Genomic DNA, 18242 nt, shown 5'->3' on the forward strand with positions numbered 1-18242 from the left:
GGTTCCGCCGTTGGCGTGCCGGTCGCTGGCGTTCCGGCCCGCTCCCGAGCCCGGCCGGCTACTCGGCGGCGAGGGCGTCCGCGAGCAGGATCCGGACGATGCGGTCCGCCCCGGCCCCGCCCCAGAGGATCGAGTAGTGGTTGGTGCCGGGCACCGGTGCGGCGGGCACCCGCTCCGTGTCCAACCGGGCCAGTTCGAGCCGCGCGTGGTCGTAGAGGCCCTGCGGCTCGTCGAGCAGGCCGCGCTCGGCCCAGAGCAGGTCGGCCGGGCAGGGCAGCCGGTGCACGGCGCCGGCCGCTTCCTCGTCCAGCAGGACCTGGGCACCGTCGATCTGTACGGCCTCCAGCACGCAGGAGGAGCGCAGTTCGGGCTCCGTGCCGACGAGGTCGCGCTGGGTGTAGGCGTCGATCCCCTCGGTCCACTCGCCGGCGAAGGCGGGGTGCCCGCGCCAGAACTCCCGGTAGGCGTCCCGGTCCGGGAAGGTCGTGGACAGCCGGGCCAGCGCGGGGCCGAGCACCGCGGCCAGGGCGTCCTCCTCGCGGACGCCCTGCGGCAGCGGGAAGGTCACCGCTCCGTCGACCAGCAGGACGCGGCGGACCAGGCCGGGGTGCCGGACGGCGGCCAGGGCGGTGACCCAGGCCCCCATCGAGTGGCCGACCACCGTGACGGGCCCCGGGCCGAGGGCGCCGATCAGCGCGGCCACGTCGTCGGCGTGCCGGGCCAGCCCGTACGGTCCGGCGACCGAGCGGCTGGCGCCGCGGCCCCGCAGGTCGGGCGCGAGCAGGGTGACCCGGCCGGCGAGCCGGCGGGCGACCTCGTACCAGGCGAGGCCGTTGGCGGTGATGCCGTGCACCGCCACGATCGTGGGGGCCCGCGGGTCGTCTGCGGGCCAGCGCAGGACGGCCAGGTCCCCACCGGGCACGGGGACGGTCAACTCCTCGGGCTTCAGCGGCGACTGGCTCACGCGGGGGTACCTCCGGTGGGGTGGGCGGTTCCGAGACCGGCCGGCACCGAGGCGGAGCGGGCGGACCGGGCGGTGCGGATGCGGGCAGGCAGTCTAGCCAGGCCGCCGGGCAGCAGGTAGACCACGGCGACGAACAGGGCGCCCAGCAGGAACAGGGGTTGGGAGAGCGGAACCCGCAGCACCGCCGGCAGGTCGGCGACGGTCGAGGAGTTGGCGAGGTCGCCGAGCCGGTGGCTCGCCCAGGTGTACAGGACACCGCCGAGCAGCGGTCCCCAGCGGGTGCCGGAGCCGCCGAGGACGACCATCACCAGGAGCGCGAGCGTGGCGTCCGAGGTGGCGGCCTGCGGGGTGGCGCCACCGGTCAGCAGCAGGTAGACCACCCCGCCCAGCCCGGCGAGCCCGCCGGCGAGCACGAAGGCGACCAGCTTGTAGCCGTAGGGCCGCAGTCCGAGCACCTCGACCCGGCGCTCGTTCTCCTTGATGCCCTCCCAGACCCGGCCCATCGGCGACTTGACGGCCCAGTGGACCGCGGCGACGGTCAGCACCAGGTAGCCGACGGCGATCCAGTACAGGTTGGCGGTGTTCTCGATCCCGAGCAGGCCGGCGGGCAGCAGGTCGGCCGGGGCGGATCGGCCCTCCTCGCCGCCGGTGACCCCGCCGGGGTTGCGCTGGACGAGGATCGAGCCGGCCTGGGCGAAGGCGAGGGTGACCATGGAGAACCCGATGCCCGTGACGCGCAGGCTGACCGAGCCGAGCAGCAGGGCCAGCAGCACGGAGCAGGCGACGCCGAACACCGCGGCGGCGGCGAACGGCAGTCGCAGCTCCAGCATGCCGAGATCGGTGGCGTACAGGCCGGTCGCAAAGTAGAGCGCGTGGCCGAAGGAGAGCAGTCCGGTCCGACCGAGCAGGAGGTCGTAACCGGTGGCGAGGGCCCCGTAGAGCAGGCACAGGGCGAGCAGTTGGAGGCTGCCGGGGCTGCCGAGCGGGCCGTCGAGCAGTCCCGGGACGGGAAGCGCACTGTATGGGGCGACAAGGAACGTGATCAGCAGGGCGATCGGCCACCAGCGTAGCGCTCTGTGCACGCCTGTCCAGCGATTAGTGACTGAATCACCTGTTCGAGGGATGGCGCCGGGACCGCTCCTGTGTTCACAATGGGTCTCGGCAAGGCCGGTGTCAGTCCCCCTTGCCACAGTGGCGGTGTCGGCGGAGCTGGTGTCAGTCCCCTCTTCCGGCACGGCGGTCACGGCAGGGCCGGTGTCAGTCCCCCCTGCCGGAGCGGCGGCGCTGCGGCTCGCCGCGGGGCCACCGGTGCTCGTGATCGGTGTTTCGGCGCTCACGCGAGCCTCCCGGTGAGTCCACGGGGTCGGACGAGAAGCAGGACGGCGAGCAGGACGACGACCGAGAGGTCGCCGAGACCGGCGCCGGTGTAGTAGTTGGCGAACTGCTGGACGAGGCCGACGCCCACCGAGGCGACGGCGGCTCCGGTCACGGAGCCCATGCCACCCATGACCACGACGACGAAGGCGAAGATGAGCAGGCCGGTCCCCTGGCCGGGATTGACCGAACCGAAGTAGAGGCCGCCGAGGGCGCCGCCGAGCGCGGCGGCCGCCCCACCGAGGGCGAAGACGAGGGTGAACGCCCTCCGGACGTCGATGCCGAGCGCCGTGACCATCGCCCGGTCCTCGACGCCGGCCCGGACGATCAGCCCGTAGCGGGTGCGGGCGAGGAACAACCGAAGAGCGAGCAGCAGCAGTGCGGCGGCGGCCACCAGCACGAAGCGGTTGACCGGGACGGTCGCCCCGAGCACGTGCCAGGTGCCGGACAGCAGTTCCGGCTGGGGGAAGGGACGGGAATCCGCGCCCCAGACCCCCATCAGCAGGGCGGGTACGGCGAGCCCGACCCCGACGGTGGCGAGGATCTGGTCGCGCGGGCGGCTGTAGAGCGGCCGGATCAGGAAGAGCTCCAACAGGACGGCGGCGACCGTCCCGACCAGGGTGCCGAACGGCACCGCGAGCCAGAAGGAGAAGCCGGCCTCGGCGCCGGCCCACCAGGTGGCGTAGGCGCCGATGGAGAGCAGGGCGCCGTGCGCGAAGTTGAGCACGTCCATCAGACCGAAGATCAGCGACAGACCGGAGGCGACCAGGAAGTACAGCGCACCGAGACCGAGTCCGGTACAGGAGAGGAGGACGACGGTGTCCATCAGGGCTTCACCTCGGCGGTGAGGACGGGGGCGGCCGGGGAGGAGGCGGGCCGGGGCCCGCCGGCGAGCGGGTGGCGGGAGCCGACGCCGAGCAGGCGGCGGGCGGCTTCCTCATCGGCCAACAGCTCGGCGGTGTCGCCGCGGTGGGCGGTGCGGCCGTCGGCCAGGACGGCGCAGGTGCCGGCCAGTCGGCGGACGAGGGCGAGGTTCTGCTCGACCAGCAGGACGGGCACGGCCTCGGCCGCGCGCGCCAGCACCTCGGCCACCTCGGCGACGATCTTCGGGGCCAGGCCCTTGGTGGGCTCGTCGGCGATGATCAGCCGGTTGCGGTTGAGCAGCGTCCGGCCGATCGCCACCATCTGCTGCTGGCCGCCGGAGAGCGTCCCGGCCAACTGCCCGGCTCGCTGCTTGAGTTCGGGGAAGAGCTCGTGGACGAGTGCGTAGTCCGGTTCACCGGCGGCGCCCCCGCTCCCGGCGGCGCGCTCGGCGAGGCGGAGGTTCTCGGCGACCGTCAGGCCGGCGAAGATCCCCCGGTCCTCGGGCGCGTAGCCGATGCCGTGACGAACGACCAGATGCGTGGGAAGGGAGGAGAGCTCGGATTCGGAGAGCCGGATGCTTCCGGTGCGCGGCACCAGGCCCATGACGGCCTTGACGGTGGTGGTCTTGCCGGCACCGTTGCGGCCCAGGAGCGCGGTCACTCCGGCGGGAGCCACGTCGAAGTCGACCCCGTGCAGGATGTGCAGCCCGTCGATGACCACCCGCAGATCGCGGACGGAGAGGAGGGGGACGGTGCCGGAGGACGGCGAGGAGGCGGAGCGCCCCGAAGGAGTGGGGCGCTGAGCGGAGAACGGAGAGGAGGTCACAACGCCTCACCCAGGTAGGCCTGTTGCACGGTCGGGTCGGCCATCACGGCCTCGGGAGTGTCCAGGGCGAGCAGCGTGCCGTGGTGCATCACCGCGAGCCGGTCGGCCAGGCCGAGCAGGACGTCCATGTGGTGCTCGACCATCAGGACGGTCCGGCCCAGGTCCCGGTGCACGGAACGGATCAGCTCGGTGAGGGCGGGCACCTCCTCCGCGCTGACACCGGCCATCGGCTCGTCCAGCAGGATCAGCCGGGGCTCGGAGACCAGCAGGACGGCCAGCTCCAGCTTGCGCTTCTCCCCGTGCGAGAGCGCACTGGCGAGGGTGTCGGCGCGGTGGGTGAGATCGGTGCGTTCCAGGGTGTCGGCCAACTGCTGCTCGTAGCGGTCGGCGCGGCGCCAGAGCCGGTACGACGCGCGCGGCCCGGCCGCCGCCTGGGCGGCCAGGCGGACGTGGTCGGCGACCGTCATCCCCGGCCAGAGGGAGGAGGTCTGGAAGGTGCGGCCGAGACCGCGGCGGGCCCTGGCGTGCACCGCCTCGGTGGTGACGTCCGCGCCGTCGAGGTGGAGGCTGCCGTGGGTCGCCGGGTAGATGCCCGAGATCAGGTTGAAGAGGGAGGTCTTGCCGGCGCCGTTGGGCCCGATGAAGGCGATGAACTCGCCTTCGCCGACCGAGAAGGAGACGTCCTCGACGATCGGCACGCCGCGGACGGCCCAGCCGAGCCCGTCCAGACGCAGCACCGGGGAGGAGGACGCGGAGGAACGCACGGACGAGGAGCCCTGAGCGGAGGAGGAGGCGGCGGAAGGAGTGGAGTCGGTGCGGGCGGGCATCGGGATCAGCCCGCCATCGGGGTGACCGGGGGCGCGGCCTCGTCCGCGGTCAGGGTCTTCTCCACCGAGGGCTTGGCGGCGGCGCCATTGCCGGTCAGCCGCACTTGGAACATCGGCTGGAGCAGGGCGTGGTCCTCGGCGCGGACCGTGGTCTTCCCCTTGACCCCGTCGAAGCTCCAGCCCTCCAGAGCCTTGACCAGGGCCGAAGTGTCGTCGGCGGAGCCGTGGTTGGACTCGACGGCGTGCACGATCATCTGGGCGGCGGTGAAGCCGTCCGGGGTGAAGATGTCCGTCTTCCCTCCGGCGGCGGTGACGGCTTCGGTCATGGCCTTCTCCACCGGGGTGCCGGCGGCGCCGTCGAAGTAGTGGTTCAGGAAGGAGATCTTCTCGCCGGCCGGGCCGAACAGCGGGTAGGAGGCGGCCAGGTCGAGGCCGGTGACGACCTTGGTGTCGGCGAACACGTCCTGCTGGTTGAGCGCCGTCCACAGGGCCGAGGCGGTGTCGCCTGCCCAGGCGACGAACAGCAGGTCGGGCTTGGCGGTCCGGGCCTGGGTGGCGAAGGGAGTGAGGTCGGTGGCGCTCGGCGGGGCGAGCACCTGGTCGACGGTCGCACCCTCACCGCCGAGCACCGCCTTCACCGCGGCCACGTTGGCCTGGCCGAAGGCGTTGTCCTGAGCGAGCACGGTGACCTTCTTGCCCTTCGCGTCACCGACGAACGAGGCCGCGGTCTTGATGTCCTGGTAGGACTGGCGACCGGAACGGAAGGTGTACTTGTTCAGACCGGTGGCCTTGTCCGCGGCGGCCGGGCCGCTGATGAAGAGCACCTTGTTCTGCGCGGCGATGGGGCCGACCTGGAGGGCCACCCCGGAGGCGGTGGAACCGGCCAGCACCTTGTAGCCCTTGCCGATCAGGTCCTTGGCGGCGGACACCGCCTTGGCCGGGTCGCCGGCGTCGTCCTGCTCCTCGAACTCGATCTTGTGCCCGTCGACCGCGCCGGTGCCCTTGGTCGCGTAGCTCAGGCCGGCCTTGAAGCCCTCCAGGTACTGCTTGCCGTAGGCGGCCAGCGGACCGGTCCTGGAGTACACCAGGCCGACCTTGATCGGGCCCTTGGCGCCACCGTCCGCCGCGCTCGTCCCGGCCGTTCCGGCCTTGGCGCAACCCGAGGCGAGCAGGACGCAGGCCGCGAGGGCGGCGAGCTTCCGGGCCGGGCCGCCGGTCAGGGAGTCGCCCGGACGGGCGCCGGCGGCGGTCCGGGAGGGGGCTGTCGAGCTGCGCATGGTGACCGACTCCTGAGGTGCGGCGGGGTGAATGCCGGAACCGTAGGTGTGCGGTGGGAGTGGCGACATGTGCCCAGTTGACGCATCAGCCCGTCCGGATGTGGTTCCGGCCGACATACCGCCGGGCCTCCGTCGCCCTCCGGGCGCCAGGGTATGGCCTGTCGACACGACTCCTCACCCACCCATGGGGGTGGCCGCCATGGTTGCGGCGGCCCCCGCCCGGTGACGGTGGAGGGGCGCGGAGCCCGTCCGGCGGCAGCCACCCCAGCGGCGTGCCCGCCCGGTCCGGCCCAGGCAGGACCCCAGCCCGGCCTGGTACGGCCACGGGCTCCGCGCGGTTCCCGGGCCCGCCGGCCGTCCCTCCCCCGCTCCCCGTCGCCTCCTGCCCCGCTGCCCCTCCCCTGCCCCGCCGTTCCGCCCCCTCCTCTCTTCTCCCACTCCTCTCCTACGACTCCCCTCCTCCCACTCCCTCATGAGGTGATCCCTTGGACAAGGTCCTGGACTCCCCCGCCGACGCGGTCGGGGACATCCCCGACGGCGCGGTGCTGGCCGTCGGCGGCTTCGGCCTCTGCGGCATCCCGAGCACGCTGATCGGCGCCCTGGCCGACTCCGGCACCACCGGACTGCGGGTGGTGTCGAACAACTGCGGGGTGGACGACTGGGGGCTGGGCCTGCTGCTGCGGGCCGGCCGGATCGCCCGGATGACCTCCTCGTACGTCGGGGAGAACAAGGAGTTCGCCCGGCAGTACCTCTCCGGCGAGCTGGAGGTGGAGCTGACCCCTCAGGGCACGCTGGCCGAACGGCTGCGGGCGGGTGGAGCCGGCATCCCCGCGTTCTTCACCCCGGCCGGGGTCGGCACCCAGGTCGAGGAGGGCGGGCTGCCCTGGCGCTACGCGGCCGACGGCTCGGTGGCCCTGGCGTCCCCGCCGAAGGAGGTCCGGGAGTTCGGCGGCCGCCGGTACCTGCTGGAGGAGGCGATCACGGCGGACTTCGCGCTGGTCCGGGCCGAGGTGGCGGACCGGCACGGCAACTGCGTGTTCCACGCCGCCGCCCGGAACTTCAACCCGCTCTGCGCGGCGGCGGGCCGGATCACCCTGGTCGAGGCGGACCGGATCGTCGAGCCCGGCGAGCTCCCCCCGGACGCGGTGCACCTGCCCGGGGTGTACGTCGACCGGGTGGTGGCCGCCGACCCCGAGGACCGCCGCATCGAGCGCCGCACCGTCCGCCCCGCACTCCAGGAGGCCTGACCCGATGCCCACCGAGACCGCCGCCCCCACCCCGGTACCCACCTCCGCCCGCACCTCCGCCCGCACCTCCGCCCGCACCTCCGCACCCGCCTCCGCGCCCGCCTCCGCCCTCGACCCGCGCAACGCCCTGGCCGCCCGCGCCGCCCGCGAGTTGCGCGACGGCCAGTACGTGAACCTGGGCATCGGCCTGCCCACCCTGATCCCCAACCACCTCCCGCCGGGCGTCGAGGTGGTGCTGCACTCGGAGAACGGCATCCTCGGCGTCGGCCCGTACCCGGAGGAGGGCGCCGAGCACGCCGACCTGATCAACGCCGGGAAGGAGACGGTGACGGTCGCCCCCGGCGCCTCGTACTTCGACTCCGCCTTCTCCTTCGGCATGATCCGGGCCGGGCGGATCGACGTCTCGGTGCTCGGCGCGATGCAGGTGTCGGCCACCGGGGACCTCGCCAACTGGATGATCCCCGGCAAGATGGTCAAGGGCATGGGCGGCGCGATGGACCTGGTGCACGGGGCCCGCCGGCTGATCGTGGTGATGGAGCACACCGCCCGGGACGGCTCCCCGAAGATCGTCGACGAGCTGTCACTTCCGGCGACCGGTCGCGGAGTCGTGGACCGGATCATCACCGACCTCGCGGTGATCGACGTGACCCCGGAGGGGCTGCGGGTGGTGGAGACGGCGCCGGGCGTGGACTTCGCGGAGGTCCGGGCCGCGACCGGCGCCGCCCTGCTGCCCCCGCGCTGACCGGCCCGACCCCCGGGCGCAACGGCCGGATCGCCCGTGGGGCGGTCCGGCCGCTGCGCCGCCCCACTCCCGCCCCCGCTACCGCGACCGCGACCGCGACCGCGACCGCGACCGCCCCTCTCAACAGCCCTCCGCCGCCCCCGAGTTCCACGGATCGCCGCCCGGGCCCGGGCGAATTCACCGCAATAGCACCAACGCCCGCCGGACCGGCCGGGAACCGTGGCATCTTCATGCTTGGGCGGCGGCGATCTCCCGGATTGGTTGCGATCACCGGTGCACTCGGGGAGAGTTGATGAGGCCAAGGATCCCGGAGCGCCCGGAGGGGAAGCTGGAAAGTGCATCGGGATCCCGGATTCGAAGCCCCCGTACCGACGCGCGACAGAACCGGCGGAACCCGGCGAATGTGCTGGACGGCCCGGGAACTGCGTGAGAAGCGCAGTTCGCCCGGTCCCGTTCCAGCCGATTCCGGCCGGTTCCACCGAGTTCCACCCGGACGGCTCCGAGTCGAGGCAGGCCCACGCGAAGGCCGAGCGAGCCGAGCACGGAGCGAACTCCGGGGGGAGCAGCCATGACCACGCCGTTCTCGCGGCGAAAGGGCGCCGGAACGGCCGGCGGGCGAGGTGCCGGGCAGCTGGACGAGGCCGCCCTCAGTGCCGTTCCCGCACCCGAAGCCCCGTACGACTACGGCCACTTCAGTCGTCTCGCGGGCCCGGCGTACGACCCGGACGAGGACGACGACCTCGGTGGCGGCGTCTACTGGCCCGAACCGGCCGCCCCGTACGGCCCCGCGTCGGCGAGCGCCCCGCAAGACCCCACCCCGGCGAGCACCCCGTACGCCTCTCCCCCGTACGAGCCACCGCCCGCGGTCCCCTACCGCGTCCGGTACCGCAGCCTGCTGCGCCGCGAGCCGCACCGGATCCGCGCCGCGCTGCTGATGGTCGCCGCCCCGGTGGTGGAGGTGGTGCTGCTGGTCTGGCTGCTGCTGCCGGAGCACTGGCCCGAGCGGCTGGACGAGACGAACGCCCTGGTGCTGCTCGGCGACAAGGTGATGATCGGCATCATCGCCGTCGTCGAGGTGTTCCGGCTGGTCAACGTCGTCTCCAACACCCACGCCACGCTGGTCGCCCGTGACCCGGTCCCGGTGACGCCGGTGCCCGGCACCCGGGTCGCCTTCCTCACCACCTGCGTGCCGGGCAAGGAGCCGCCGGAGATGGTCCGGGCCACGCTGACCGCGGCCCGCGCCGTTCGGCACAACGGACCCTACGACGTCTGGCTGTTGGACGAGGGAAACGATCCTGCAATGCGGGAGCTCTGCGCCGAGCTGGGCGTGCGGCACTTCAGCCGCGCCGGCCGGCCGCAGTGGAACCGGCCGAAGGGCAGGTTCCGCGCCGGCACCAAGCACGGCAACTACAACGCCTGGCTCCAGGCCCACGGCGACGACTACGAGTTCTGGGTGTCCGTGGACACCGACCACGTTCCACTGCCGGACTTCTGCGAACGGATGCTCGGCTACTTCCGCGACCCCGACGTGGCATTCGTGGTCGGCCCCCAGGTGTACGGGAACTACCGCAGCTCTGGCTCGGCCGTCACCAAATTCTCCGAGAGCCAGCAGTACCTCTTCCACGCCCTCGTCCAACGCGCCGGAAACCGTTACGGCGCGCCCATGTTCGTGGGCACCAACAACGCCGTCAGAATCAGCGCGCTCCAGTCGATCGGCGGGTTGTACGACTCCATCACCGAGGACATGGCGACCGGCCTGGAGTTCCACCGCAGCCGAAACCCGGAGACCGGGGAACGCTGGAAGTCCGTGTACACCCCGGACGTGCTCGCGGTCGGCGAAGGACCGTCCTCCTGGACCGACTTCTTCTCCCAGCAACTGCGCTGGAGCCGCGGCACCTACGAGACCCTCTTCACCCAGTACTGGCGGGTGCTGTGGCAGCTGTCCCCCGGGCGGTTGCTCAACTACACGCTGATGGTGGGCTTCTACCCGATGGCGGCGCTCACCTGGCTGCTCGGCGGCCTGTCCAGCGTCCTCTACCTGGGCTTCGGCGCATCGGGCGTGCACGTCTCCTCGGAGATCTGGATGATGCTCTACAGCGACGCCGCCGCGCTCCAGCTCCTGCTCTACACCTGGAACCGCAAGCACAACGTGAGCCCGCACGAGCCGGCCGGCTCCTCCGGGGTCGCCGGGATGGTGATGTCGGCGCTCTGCGGCCCGGTCTACGCGGCCTCGCTGCTCCAGTCGCTGCTGCGGGTGCGCAGCCGCTTCGTGGTGACGCCCAAGGGCCGCTCGGCCAGCACCGACCGGCTCGGCACCTTCCGCTTCCACCTCTTCTGGACGCTGGTGTTCGGCGGCGCGATCACCGCCTCCTACGTCACCGGCTACGACCACGCCGCGATGCGCGCCTGGGCCTGGATCGCCCTGGTGCTCACCCTCCTGCCGGTCCTGATCACCGCCGGCGACGCCGTCCGCCGCCGCCGGACCCGCCCCACCGCCAACCTCACCGTCACCGGCGGCCCGACGGCCACCCCGACGGTCCTCCTGGAGAAGCGCCGCCCGCGCCACGCCCGCGACCCCCGGAGCTCGCCGCCCGCACGCACGGCACCGGATCCGTCGCCCAGCCGGCCCGCACCCGACCGCCCCGCACCCGACCGCGCCGGCAGCGGCACATCCCCCCACTGACAGCACTCGCGGACAGCACCCACCGACCCCCAGCCCGGCACCCGACCGCCTCCCGAGGGGAGCACCACCGTGAAGATCCACAAGGCCGGCCGCACCAAGCGCCTCGCCCTCGGCAGCACCGTCGCGCTGACCGTGGCCGGGATGAACGCTCCGGCCGTCCTCGGCTTCGCCTCCGAGCAGTACCACCACTACGTGATCAACCGCCCCGAGTACAAGGCGCAGTACGGCCACTGGCAGACCCTGTCGCTGCCCGCCGAGTTCCGGGTCAACGCCGTGCACGCGACCCTGCTGCGCACCGGCAAGGTCCTGATCGTGGCCGGCTCGGGCAACGACGAGAAGCAGTTCAACGCGGGCACCTTCAAGAGCCTGCTCTGGGACCCGGCCGCGAACACCTACAAGCTGGTCCCCACCCCGGCCGACATGTTCTGCGGCGGCCACACCTCGCTGCCGGACGGCCGCGTCCTGGTGGCCGGCGGCACCCAGCGCTACGAGAAGCTGGCCGCCGCCGTGAAGAAGGCGGCCGGCATCATGCGGGTGCGCAACGAGAGCCCGGAGCGCGACCGGACCTTCCCCACGGGCACCGTCTTCGTCGCCCCGAACGGCCACGAGTACGCCAGCACCGCCCCGGTGACCGTCCCGGCCGCGACCAAGACCGGCTCCGGCCGCGAGACCGTGGTCACCGCCGGCGAGCAGCGGGTGTACGTGGAGGCGGTCGGCCCGGGCCCGGACTACGTCTCCGACTCCCCCGCCCAGTACCGGATCAAGGGCCTGAGCGGCACCGACGCCCACAACCTGTACGGGCAGAACGAGAAGCTCACCCTGGACAAGCAGGAGTACCAGGGCATCCGCTCCGCCTTCGAGTTCAACCCGGACACCGAGCTCTACGAGCCGGTCACCGACATGGCCCACGCCCGCTGGTACCCGACGCTGACCGGGCTGGGCGACGGCCGGGTGGTCACCGTCTCCGGCCTGGACGACACCGGGGAGATCCTCAACGGCAACGACAACGAGGTCTACGACCCGAGGACCAAGTCCTGGTCCAAGGGCCCCGACCACTACTTCCCGACCTACCCGGCGATCTTCCTGACCGACTCCGGCAAGCTCTTCTACTCCGGCTCCAACGGCGGCTACGGCCCCGGCGACAAGGGCCGCGAGCCCGGCTTGTGGGACGTGTCGACCGGGGCCTTCCAGCCCGTCCCCGGCCTGCGCGACCCCAACCTCACCGAGACCTCCTCATCCGTGCTGCTGCCGCCCGCCCAGGCGCAGAAGGTGATGGTGCTCGGCGGCGGTGGCGTCGGCGAGTCCCCGCTGTCCACGGCCCGCACCGACATCGCGGACCTGTCCTCCGCCGCACCCGCCTTCACCCCGGGCCCGGACCTGCCGGCCGGCGGCACCCGCTACCTCAACAGCGTGATCCTCCCGGACGACACCGTCTTCACCACCGGCGGCTCCAGCGGCTACCGCGGCCGGGGCGACAGCGACCTGCTCAAGGCGCAGGTGTACCACCCGGACACCAACAGCTTCAGCACCGCCGCCGAGCCGGCCGTCGGCCGCGACTACCACTCCGAGGCGCTCCTGCTGCCGGACGGCCGGGTCGCCGTGCTGGGCTCCAACCCGCTCTTCGCCGACAAGGCCGAGACCCGGCCGGGCGGCTTCGAGCAGCGCATCGAGATCTACACCCCGCCGTACCTGTACCACGGCGAACGCCCGCAGGTCGGTGCCGTTCCGCAGGCGGCCGGGCTCGGCGGCACGCTGGCCGTCGGCACCGCACGGCCGGAGGCGGTCGCCGGCGCCAGGCTGATCCGGCCGAGTTCGGTCACCCACGTGACGGACGTCGAACAGCGCTCGGTGGCCCTGGACATCGCCGGGCGGACGGCGGACGGCGTCTCGCTGACCCTGCCCCGCAACCCCGACCTGCTGCCGCCGGGCTGGTACATGCTGTTCCTGACGGACTCCGCCGGCACCCCGTCGGTCGCCCGCTGGATCCAGGTCACCGCGTAGCCGCAACGGCCCGCGCGGTCACGCACGGGCCGGCGCGGGCGGCCTCAGCGCGCCGCCCGCGCCAGCCCGAGCGCGTACGGCAGCCAGAACTCGCCCGCCCGGGGCTCGCCCCGGCCGCAGTCGCCGTCCGACTCCCCCGGGTTCTTGATCCACAGGTAGGCGTCCACCCCGGGCCGGCCGGTCTCGGTGGTCGGCCGCTCGCCGAGCGCGCGCCCGGGCGGGTTGCACCAGGAGTCGCCGCCCAGGGCCCCGTTGCCGCTGCGGCTGGTGTCGATGACGAAGTTCTTCCCGCCCAGGGCCGCGGAGAGCCTGGCGCCGTACGCCGCGTTCCGCGCGGTGTCGTAGAAGTTGGCGACGTTCACGGCGAAGCCGTCCGCCGCCGCGATGCCCGACTTGCGCAGGGCGGTGGCCAGTTCCTCCGGGTCCTGCGCCCAGCCGGGGTTGCCCGCGTCCAGGTAGACCCGCGCGTTCGGGTTCTTCTTCAGCTCCTGGACGGCGAAGGCCAGCAGGCCGTACCGCTCGGCGGCCAGGTCGCCCTTGATCCCGCAGGTGTCCAGGGTGTGCGCGACGGCGTCCGGCTCCAGCACCACCCAGGCCTTGCGGTCGCCGAGGGCCTGGGCGACGCCGGTGATCCAGGCGCGGTAGGCGGCCGCGTCGGGGGCGCCGCCGGCCGAGTACTGGCCGCAGTCGCGGTGCGGGATGTCGTAGGCGACGAAGACCGCCGTCCGGCCCGCCTCGGCGGCCCGTCGGCTCACCTGTTCGGCGATCTCCCCGGCGCCCTGCTCGCCGAGCCACTGCGAGGAGGGCTGGGCGGCGATCCGCAGCAGTTCGTCGGCCTCCGCCGTCCGGCCCTGCCCGCGCAGCGCGGACACCTGGTGGGCGGCGTTGGTCCGGTCGGAGACGTAGAAGGCCTGGCCGGGAAGCTGGGCGAAGCCCGCGCCCGCCGCCGCGCCGTCGGCCGTACCCGCGGCGGACGGAGCGGACCCGGTTCGCGGCTCGCCGCCGTCCGACCCGCTGCAGCCGGACACGGCCGCCAGTACCACCCCGGCCAGCAGCGCCCCCACGGCCCCGCGCAACGCCCCTGCCCGCCCCAGCCCGTGCACGTACCGCTCCTCCCCGGGACCGGTCCGGCGACCGGTCGGCACCAGCTAAGCACACCCGGCACCGGTCGACTCCCACCGTCGGTGAACGCCAAGTGGCCGTGGGCGGACGGGACATCGAACCCGTCCGGTCCACGGCCACCGGCGACCGGAAGTGCTCAGGAACGCGCGGCGGCGCTCAGGCGGGGGCTCACGCTTCCTTCAGGTTCGGCACCTGCCAGTCGATGGCCTCGGCGCCGAAGGAGTCCAGCGCCGCGTTGATCTGCGAGAACGGACGGCTGCCGAAGAACAGCTTCGCCGACAGCGGCGACGGGTGCGCCCCCTGCACCACCACGTGCTTGGCGGTGTCGATCAGCGGCAGCTTCTTCTTCGCGTAGTTGCCCCACAGCACGAAGACCACGGGCTCCTCGCGGTCGCTCACCGCCTTGATCACCGCGTCGGTGAACTTCTCCCAGCCCTTCGCCTTGTGCGAGTTGGCCTCGTGCGCGCGGACCGTGAGCACCGCGTTGAGCAGCAGCACACCCTGCTCGGCCCAGTGCATCAGGTAGCCGTTGTCCGGGGCGGGGATGCCCAGGTCGGCGTCCAGCTCCTTGAAGATGTTGCGCAGCGACGGCGGCGTCCTGGTGCCCGGCAGCACCGAGAAGCTCATGCCGTGGGCCTGCCCGTTGTCGTGGTACGGGTCCTGGCCGAGCACGAGCACCCGGACCTTGTCGTACGCGGTGGCGTCCAGCGCGGCGAACTCCTGGCCGCTCGGCGGGAACACCTCGTGCTCCGCGCGCTGGGCCGCCACGAAGGCCGCCAGCTCCGCGAAGTACGGCTTCTCCGTCTCGGCGCCCAGCACCCCGCGCCAGGACTCGGGCAGCTCCAGCCCGCCGCCCTCGCCGGCCTCGACCACGCCCGCCTCGACCGTGTCCGTCACGACATCTACCTCCAACACCGCGGCTGCTGCGCCGCACGCCCTCTTTCACCCCGAACGCTACACAGCCCCACCGACAACTCACGCCCGCGGAGCGGGTTCCGGGCTCCGGCCGGCGCCCGCCCGCCCCCTCCCCGGGTACGCAGCGGCCCCGCCCCGGGTACGCCGCGACGCCTCCCCCGGATACGCAGCGGCCCCGCCCCGGCGACCGGCCGGAACGGGGCCCACGACAGCACCGCGGAGGTCAGACCAGCTCGACCAGGTCCGCGATCGACTGGACCACGCGGGTCGGCCGGTACGGGAACCGCTCCACGTCGGCCGCGGCGGTCAGCCCGGTGAGCACCAGGATCGTCTCCATGCCGGCCTCCATGCCCGCGACGATGTCGGTGTCCATCCGGTCGCCGATCATCACCGCCGTCTCGGAGTGGGCCCCGGCGGTGTTCAGCGCCTCGCGCATCATCAGCGGGTTGGGCTTGCCGACGAAGTACGGCTCGACGCCGGTCGCCTTGGTGATCAGCGCCGCGACCGATCCGGTGGCCGGCAGCACGCCCTCCGGGGAGGGGCCGGTCTCGTCCGGGTTGGTGCAGATGAACCGGGCGCCCTGGTTGATCAGGCGGATCGCCTTGGTGAGCGCCTCGAAGGAGTAGGTGCGGGTCTCGCCGAGCACCACGTAGTCGGGGTTGTTGTCGGTCAGCACGTAACCGGCCTGGTACAGGGCGGTGGTGAGCCCCGCCTCGCCGATCACGTACGCCGTGCCGTTCGGCCGCTGGCTCTTGAGGAACTTGGCCGTGGCCAGGGCGGAGGTCCAGATGCACTCCTCCGGCACCTCCAGCCCCATCCCGGCCAGCCGGGCGCTGAGGTCGCGCGGAGTGTAGATGGAGTTGTTGGTGAGGACCAGGAACGGCTTGCCGGACTCCCGCAGCTTGCGCAGGAACTCCTCCGCCCCGGGAATCGGCGTGCCCTCGTGGATGAGGACCCCGTCCATGTCGGTCAGCCAGGACTCGATGGGCTTGCGGTCTGCCACGTGCGTGTCTCCCGAAGTGTTGCAGCGTCTTGCGTCGTACGAGGGCCCTGACCCGGCACAGCCTAATCCGCCCGGGTGTGCGGGAACAGGACGTCCCGCCCACCGGACCGGCGCCGACCCGGCCTCCCGCACCCGCGTCACCTGCCGCTTCCACCTGCCCGACGCCCACCCCGACGACCCACCCCGACGACCCACCCCGACGGCCCTCCCGCCCGGGCGCCCTCCGCACTCCCCGGCGCCGTTCACCGAACCGGGAGCAATCGGGCACCTCGTGATTGAGTAGGCGCATGAACCCGAAGACGACACCCGGCCCGTTCCGCGTCGGCCTGATCGGCTACGGCCTGGCCGGCTCCGCGTTCCACGCGCCGCTGATCGCCACCACCCCGGGGCTGCGGCTGGACGCCGTGGTCACCGCCAACCCGGACCGGCGCGCCCAGCTGGCGAGCGAGCACCCCGGCGCCCGCGCCGTGGACACGCCCGAGCAGCTGCTCGCCGACCCGGACGCGCTCGACCTGGTCGTCATCGCCTCGCCCAACCGCACCCACGCGCCGCTCGCCCGCGCCGCGCTGCGGGCCGGCCTGGCCACCGTGGTGGACAAGCCGCTGGCCGGCACCGCCGCCGAGGCGCGGGAGCTGTGCCGGCTCGCCGAGGAGCGGGGCGTCCTGCTCTCCGTCTTCCACAACCGGCGCTGGGACGGCGACTTCCTCACCGCGACCCGGCTGGTGCGCGGCGGCGCGCTCGGCCGGGTGCACCGCTTCGAGTCCCGTTTCGAGCGCTTCCGCCCCAAGCCCAAGCCGGGCTGGCGGGAGCTGGCCGACCCGGCCGAGGTCGGCGGCACGCTGTACGACCTGGGCAGCCACCTGGTCGACCAGGCGCTCACCCTGTTCGGACCGGTCGAGACGGTGTACGCGGAGATCGACGTGCGGCGCGACGGCGCGGTGGTGGACGACGACGCCTTCCTCGCCCTCACCCACACCTGCGGCACCCGTTCGCACCTGTGGACCAGCGCCGTCACCCCGCTGATCGGGCCCCGGCTGAGGGTCCTCGGCGACACCGCCGGCTACGTCAAGACGGGCATGGACCCGCAGGAGGCCGACCTGCGGGCCGGCCTGCGCCCCGACGGCACCCACCCCTGGGGCGCCGACCGGCCCGCGCACTACGGCACCCTCGGCACCGACGAGTCCGCGATCTCACTGCCCACCGACCCGGGCGACTACCCCGCCTTCTACACGGGCATCGCCGCCGCCCTGACCGACCCGGGCACCCCGCCCCCCGTCGACCCGCGCGACGCGGTGGCCGCCCTGGCCGTTCTGGAGGCCGCCCGCACCTCCGCCGCGACCGGGACGGCGGTCCGCCCGGGCTGAGGAACGCCTCGCCGGAACCTGCCGCCCCCACGGACTCGCCTCCTACGATGAGCGGATGAGCAGTCAACGGGGGCGGCAGATCGACGCCGACGAGCGCCGCGATCGCGAACGCGCGTGGTCCGCCGAACAGAAGAAGCGCGAGAGCGCGTGGACCGCGGAGTTCGAGGCGCGGCAGAAGGCGCAGCAGGCCGAGGCGCGCGAACGCGAGCTGGTCACCTCCATCGCCGCGAACCGGGCGGCCTGGGCGGAGGGCCGCCGGACCGGAGCCGACGCCCTCGGCTACATCGACGTCACCGGGCCGGACGCCGTGACCGTACGGATCGCGGTGGTGTGGCTCGGGCGGTTCAGGGCGACCCGGAAGCGGCTGAACGACTACAACCCGTTCCGGAACGTCGATCCGGGCAGCGGCGAAGGACTGATCGTCCTCATTCCGTACGCCGTGCTCGTGGGCCTGGACTCCGGGCTCCGCTGGCTCGTCCTGCAACTGCTCGGCCGCCCGCTCTGGGCCGTCGCCGCCAAGGCGGGGAGCGACCGGGACAAGCGCGGGGGCAACACCGTCCTGCTGCGCACCCGGGACCGGGCGGTGGCACTGCGGCACGCGGCCGCCCTGGCCGACCGGGTCGAGCAGGAGGGGGCCGCCGCCCTCACACCCCGATGACCTCCACCGCCGAGCCCAGCCCCCGGAAGTCCGCGACGTTGCGGGTGTACAGCGGCAGCCCGTGGGCCGAGGCGACCGCGGCGATCATCAGGTCTATCCGGCGCGGGCGCGGCTGCCGCCCGGCGGCGATGGTGAGGGTGACCAGCGTCCCGTAGCGGGCGGCGGCCGCCGCGTCGAAGGGCAGCGGGTCGAAGTCCGCCATCGCCGCGCCCAGCACTTCCAGCCGGGCCGCCCGGCTGGCCGGGTCCCGGGCCATCGACACGCCCTGCTGCAGCTCGGCGAAGGTGATCGCGGTCAGCTCCGGCACCGTCGGCAGGTCGGACGCGTTGAGCAGCGCCAGGTCGATGTAGACGCAGGTGTCCAGCACCCCGGCCGG

16 protein-coding genes are annotated in these 18242 nt (G+C 73.3%); 6 read left to right on the forward strand and 10 right to left on the reverse strand.

Annotated features, from left to right (window positions below; all coding sequences use genetic code 11):
* Nucleotides 1-58: 58 nt before the first annotated feature.
* The 6 genes from ACGFSC_RS29200 to ACGFSC_RS29225 all read right to left on the reverse strand — a co-directional run bounded on the left by ACGFSC_RS29200 (nt 59) and on the right by ACGFSC_RS29225 (nt 6131).
* Nucleotides 59-964, reverse strand: coding sequence for an alpha/beta hydrolase (locus ACGFSC_RS29200; RefSeq protein ID WP_359901850.1), 906 nt, complete (start codon nt 962-964; stop codon nt 59-61).
* Nucleotides 961-2088 (reverse strand): branched-chain amino acid ABC transporter permease, encoded by a 1128-nt coding sequence (locus ACGFSC_RS29205; RefSeq protein WP_380351481.1) that lies wholly within the window; start codon nt 2086-2088, stop codon nt 961-963. Before ACGFSC_RS29205 ends, ACGFSC_RS29200 begins: the two co-directional genes overlap by 4 nt.
* A gap of 209 nt (nt 2089-2297) precedes the next feature.
* Complete coding sequence (locus ACGFSC_RS29210; RefSeq protein WP_359901855.1) at nt 2298-3164, reverse strand: branched-chain amino acid ABC transporter permease; 867 nt, start codon at nt 3162-3164, stop codon at nt 2298-2300.
* On the reverse strand, nt 3164-3928 hold the full coding sequence (locus ACGFSC_RS29215; RefSeq protein WP_359901957.1) for an ABC transporter ATP-binding protein: 765 nt from the start codon (nt 3926-3928) through the stop codon (nt 3164-3166). Before ACGFSC_RS29215 ends, ACGFSC_RS29210 begins: the two co-directional genes overlap by 1 nt.
* A gap of 95 nt (nt 3929-4023) precedes the next feature.
* Entirely contained in the window at nt 4024-4854 is an 831-nt protein-coding gene (locus ACGFSC_RS29220) for an ABC transporter ATP-binding protein (protein WP_359901857.1), read from the reverse strand.
* A gap of 5 nt (nt 4855-4859) precedes the next feature.
* Nucleotides 4860-6131: a substrate-binding domain-containing protein gene (locus ACGFSC_RS29225; protein ID WP_359901860.1), complete on the reverse strand. Its 1272-nt coding sequence runs from the start codon at nt 6129-6131 to the stop codon at nt 4860-4862.
* A gap of 485 nt (nt 6132-6616) precedes the next feature.
* Between ACGFSC_RS29225 and ACGFSC_RS29230 the strand changes: the two genes are divergently transcribed.
* The 4 genes from ACGFSC_RS29230 to ACGFSC_RS29245 all read left to right on the forward strand — a co-directional run bounded on the left by ACGFSC_RS29230 (nt 6617) and on the right by ACGFSC_RS29245 (nt 12804).
* Complete coding sequence (locus ACGFSC_RS29230) at nt 6617-7378, forward strand: CoA transferase subunit A (protein ID WP_359901863.1); 762 nt, start codon at nt 6617-6619, stop codon at nt 7376-7378.
* Nucleotides 7379-7382: 4 nt separating this feature from the next.
* Nucleotides 7383-8120, forward strand: coding sequence for a 3-oxoacid CoA-transferase subunit B (locus ACGFSC_RS29235; RefSeq protein ID WP_359901865.1), 738 nt, complete (start codon nt 7383-7385; stop codon nt 8118-8120).
* A 568-nt stretch (nt 8121-8688) separates the two neighbouring features.
* Nucleotides 8689-10803 (forward strand): glycosyltransferase family 2 protein, encoded by a 2115-nt coding sequence (locus ACGFSC_RS29240; RefSeq protein ID WP_359901868.1) that lies wholly within the window; start codon nt 8689-8691, stop codon nt 10801-10803.
* 69 nt (nt 10804-10872) lie between these two features.
* A complete protein-coding gene (locus ACGFSC_RS29245; protein WP_392864145.1) occupies nt 10873-12804 on the forward strand; it encodes a galactose oxidase-like domain-containing protein in 1932 nt (643 codons plus the stop codon).
* Between the two features lie 44 nt (nt 12805-12848).
* Here ACGFSC_RS29245 and ACGFSC_RS29250 read toward each other — a convergent pair whose 3' ends face one another.
* The 3 genes from ACGFSC_RS29250 to ACGFSC_RS29260 form a co-directional block, all read right to left on the reverse strand.
* A complete protein-coding gene (locus ACGFSC_RS29250; RefSeq protein ID WP_359901871.1) occupies nt 12849-13907 on the reverse strand; it encodes a glycoside hydrolase family 6 protein in 1059 nt (352 codons plus the stop codon).
* Nucleotides 13908-14094: 187 nt separating this feature from the next.
* Nucleotides 14095-14823 (reverse strand): uracil-DNA glycosylase, encoded by a 729-nt coding sequence (locus ACGFSC_RS29255; RefSeq protein ID WP_359901874.1) that lies wholly within the window; start codon nt 14821-14823, stop codon nt 14095-14097.
* Between the two features lie 241 nt (nt 14824-15064).
* Nucleotides 15065-15844, reverse strand: a complete 780-nt coding sequence (locus tag ACGFSC_RS29260; RefSeq protein WP_359901877.1) for an HAD-IIA family hydrolase — start codon at nt 15842-15844, stop codon at nt 15065-15067.
* Between the two features lie 287 nt (nt 15845-16131).
* Between ACGFSC_RS29260 and ACGFSC_RS29265 the strand changes: the two genes are divergently transcribed.
* Together ACGFSC_RS29265 and ACGFSC_RS29270 are read left to right on the forward strand one after the other, a co-directional pair.
* On the forward strand, nt 16132-17208 hold the full coding sequence (locus tag ACGFSC_RS29265) for a Gfo/Idh/MocA family oxidoreductase (RefSeq protein WP_359901880.1): 1077 nt from the start codon (nt 16132-16134) through the stop codon (nt 17206-17208).
* Nucleotides 17209-17263: 55 nt separating this feature from the next.
* The gene (locus ACGFSC_RS29270) at nt 17264-17866 is read left to right on the forward strand and encodes a hypothetical protein (RefSeq protein WP_359901883.1); all 603 of its coding nucleotides are present in this window, start codon (nt 17264-17266) and stop codon (nt 17864-17866) included.
* Here ACGFSC_RS29270 and ACGFSC_RS29275 read toward each other — a convergent pair.
* Complete coding sequence (locus tag ACGFSC_RS29275) at nt 17853-18233, reverse strand: type II toxin-antitoxin system VapC family toxin (RefSeq protein ID WP_359901886.1); 381 nt, start codon at nt 18231-18233, stop codon at nt 17853-17855. The genes ACGFSC_RS29270 and ACGFSC_RS29275 overlap by 14 nt on opposite strands.
* Nucleotides 18234-18242: the final 9 nt, after the last annotated feature.

This window comes from Kitasatospora sp. NPDC048715 (assembly GCF_043198905.1).
Classification (GTDB): Bacteria; Actinomycetota; Actinomycetes; order Streptomycetales; family Streptomycetaceae; genus Kitasatospora; species Kitasatospora lactacystinica.

Coding starts and splice junctions, on each gene's coding strand:
- ACGFSC_RS29210 (WP_359901855.1), bottom strand. CDS start 3,164: ATGGACACCGTCGTCCTCCTCTCCTGTACCGGACTCGGTCTCGGTGCG.
- ACGFSC_RS29235 (WP_359901865.1), top strand. CDS start 7,383: ATGCCCACCGAGACCGCCGCCCCCACCCCGGTACCCACCTCCGCCCGC.
- ACGFSC_RS29225 (WP_359901860.1), bottom strand. CDS start 6,131: ATGCGCAGCTCGACAGCCCCCTCCCGGACCGCCGCCGGCGCCCGTCCG.
- ACGFSC_RS29240 (WP_359901868.1), top strand. CDS start 8,689: ATGACCACGCCGTTCTCGCGGCGAAAGGGCGCCGGAACGGCCGGCGGG.
- ACGFSC_RS29220 (WP_359901857.1), bottom strand. CDS start 4,854: ATGCCCGCCCGCACCGACTCCACTCCTTCCGCCGCCTCCTCCTCCGCT.
- ACGFSC_RS29270 (WP_359901883.1), top strand. CDS start 17,264: ATGAGCAGTCAACGGGGGCGGCAGATCGACGCCGACGAGCGCCGCGAT.
- ACGFSC_RS29265 (WP_359901880.1), top strand. CDS start 16,132: ATGAACCCGAAGACGACACCCGGCCCGTTCCGCGTCGGCCTGATCGGC.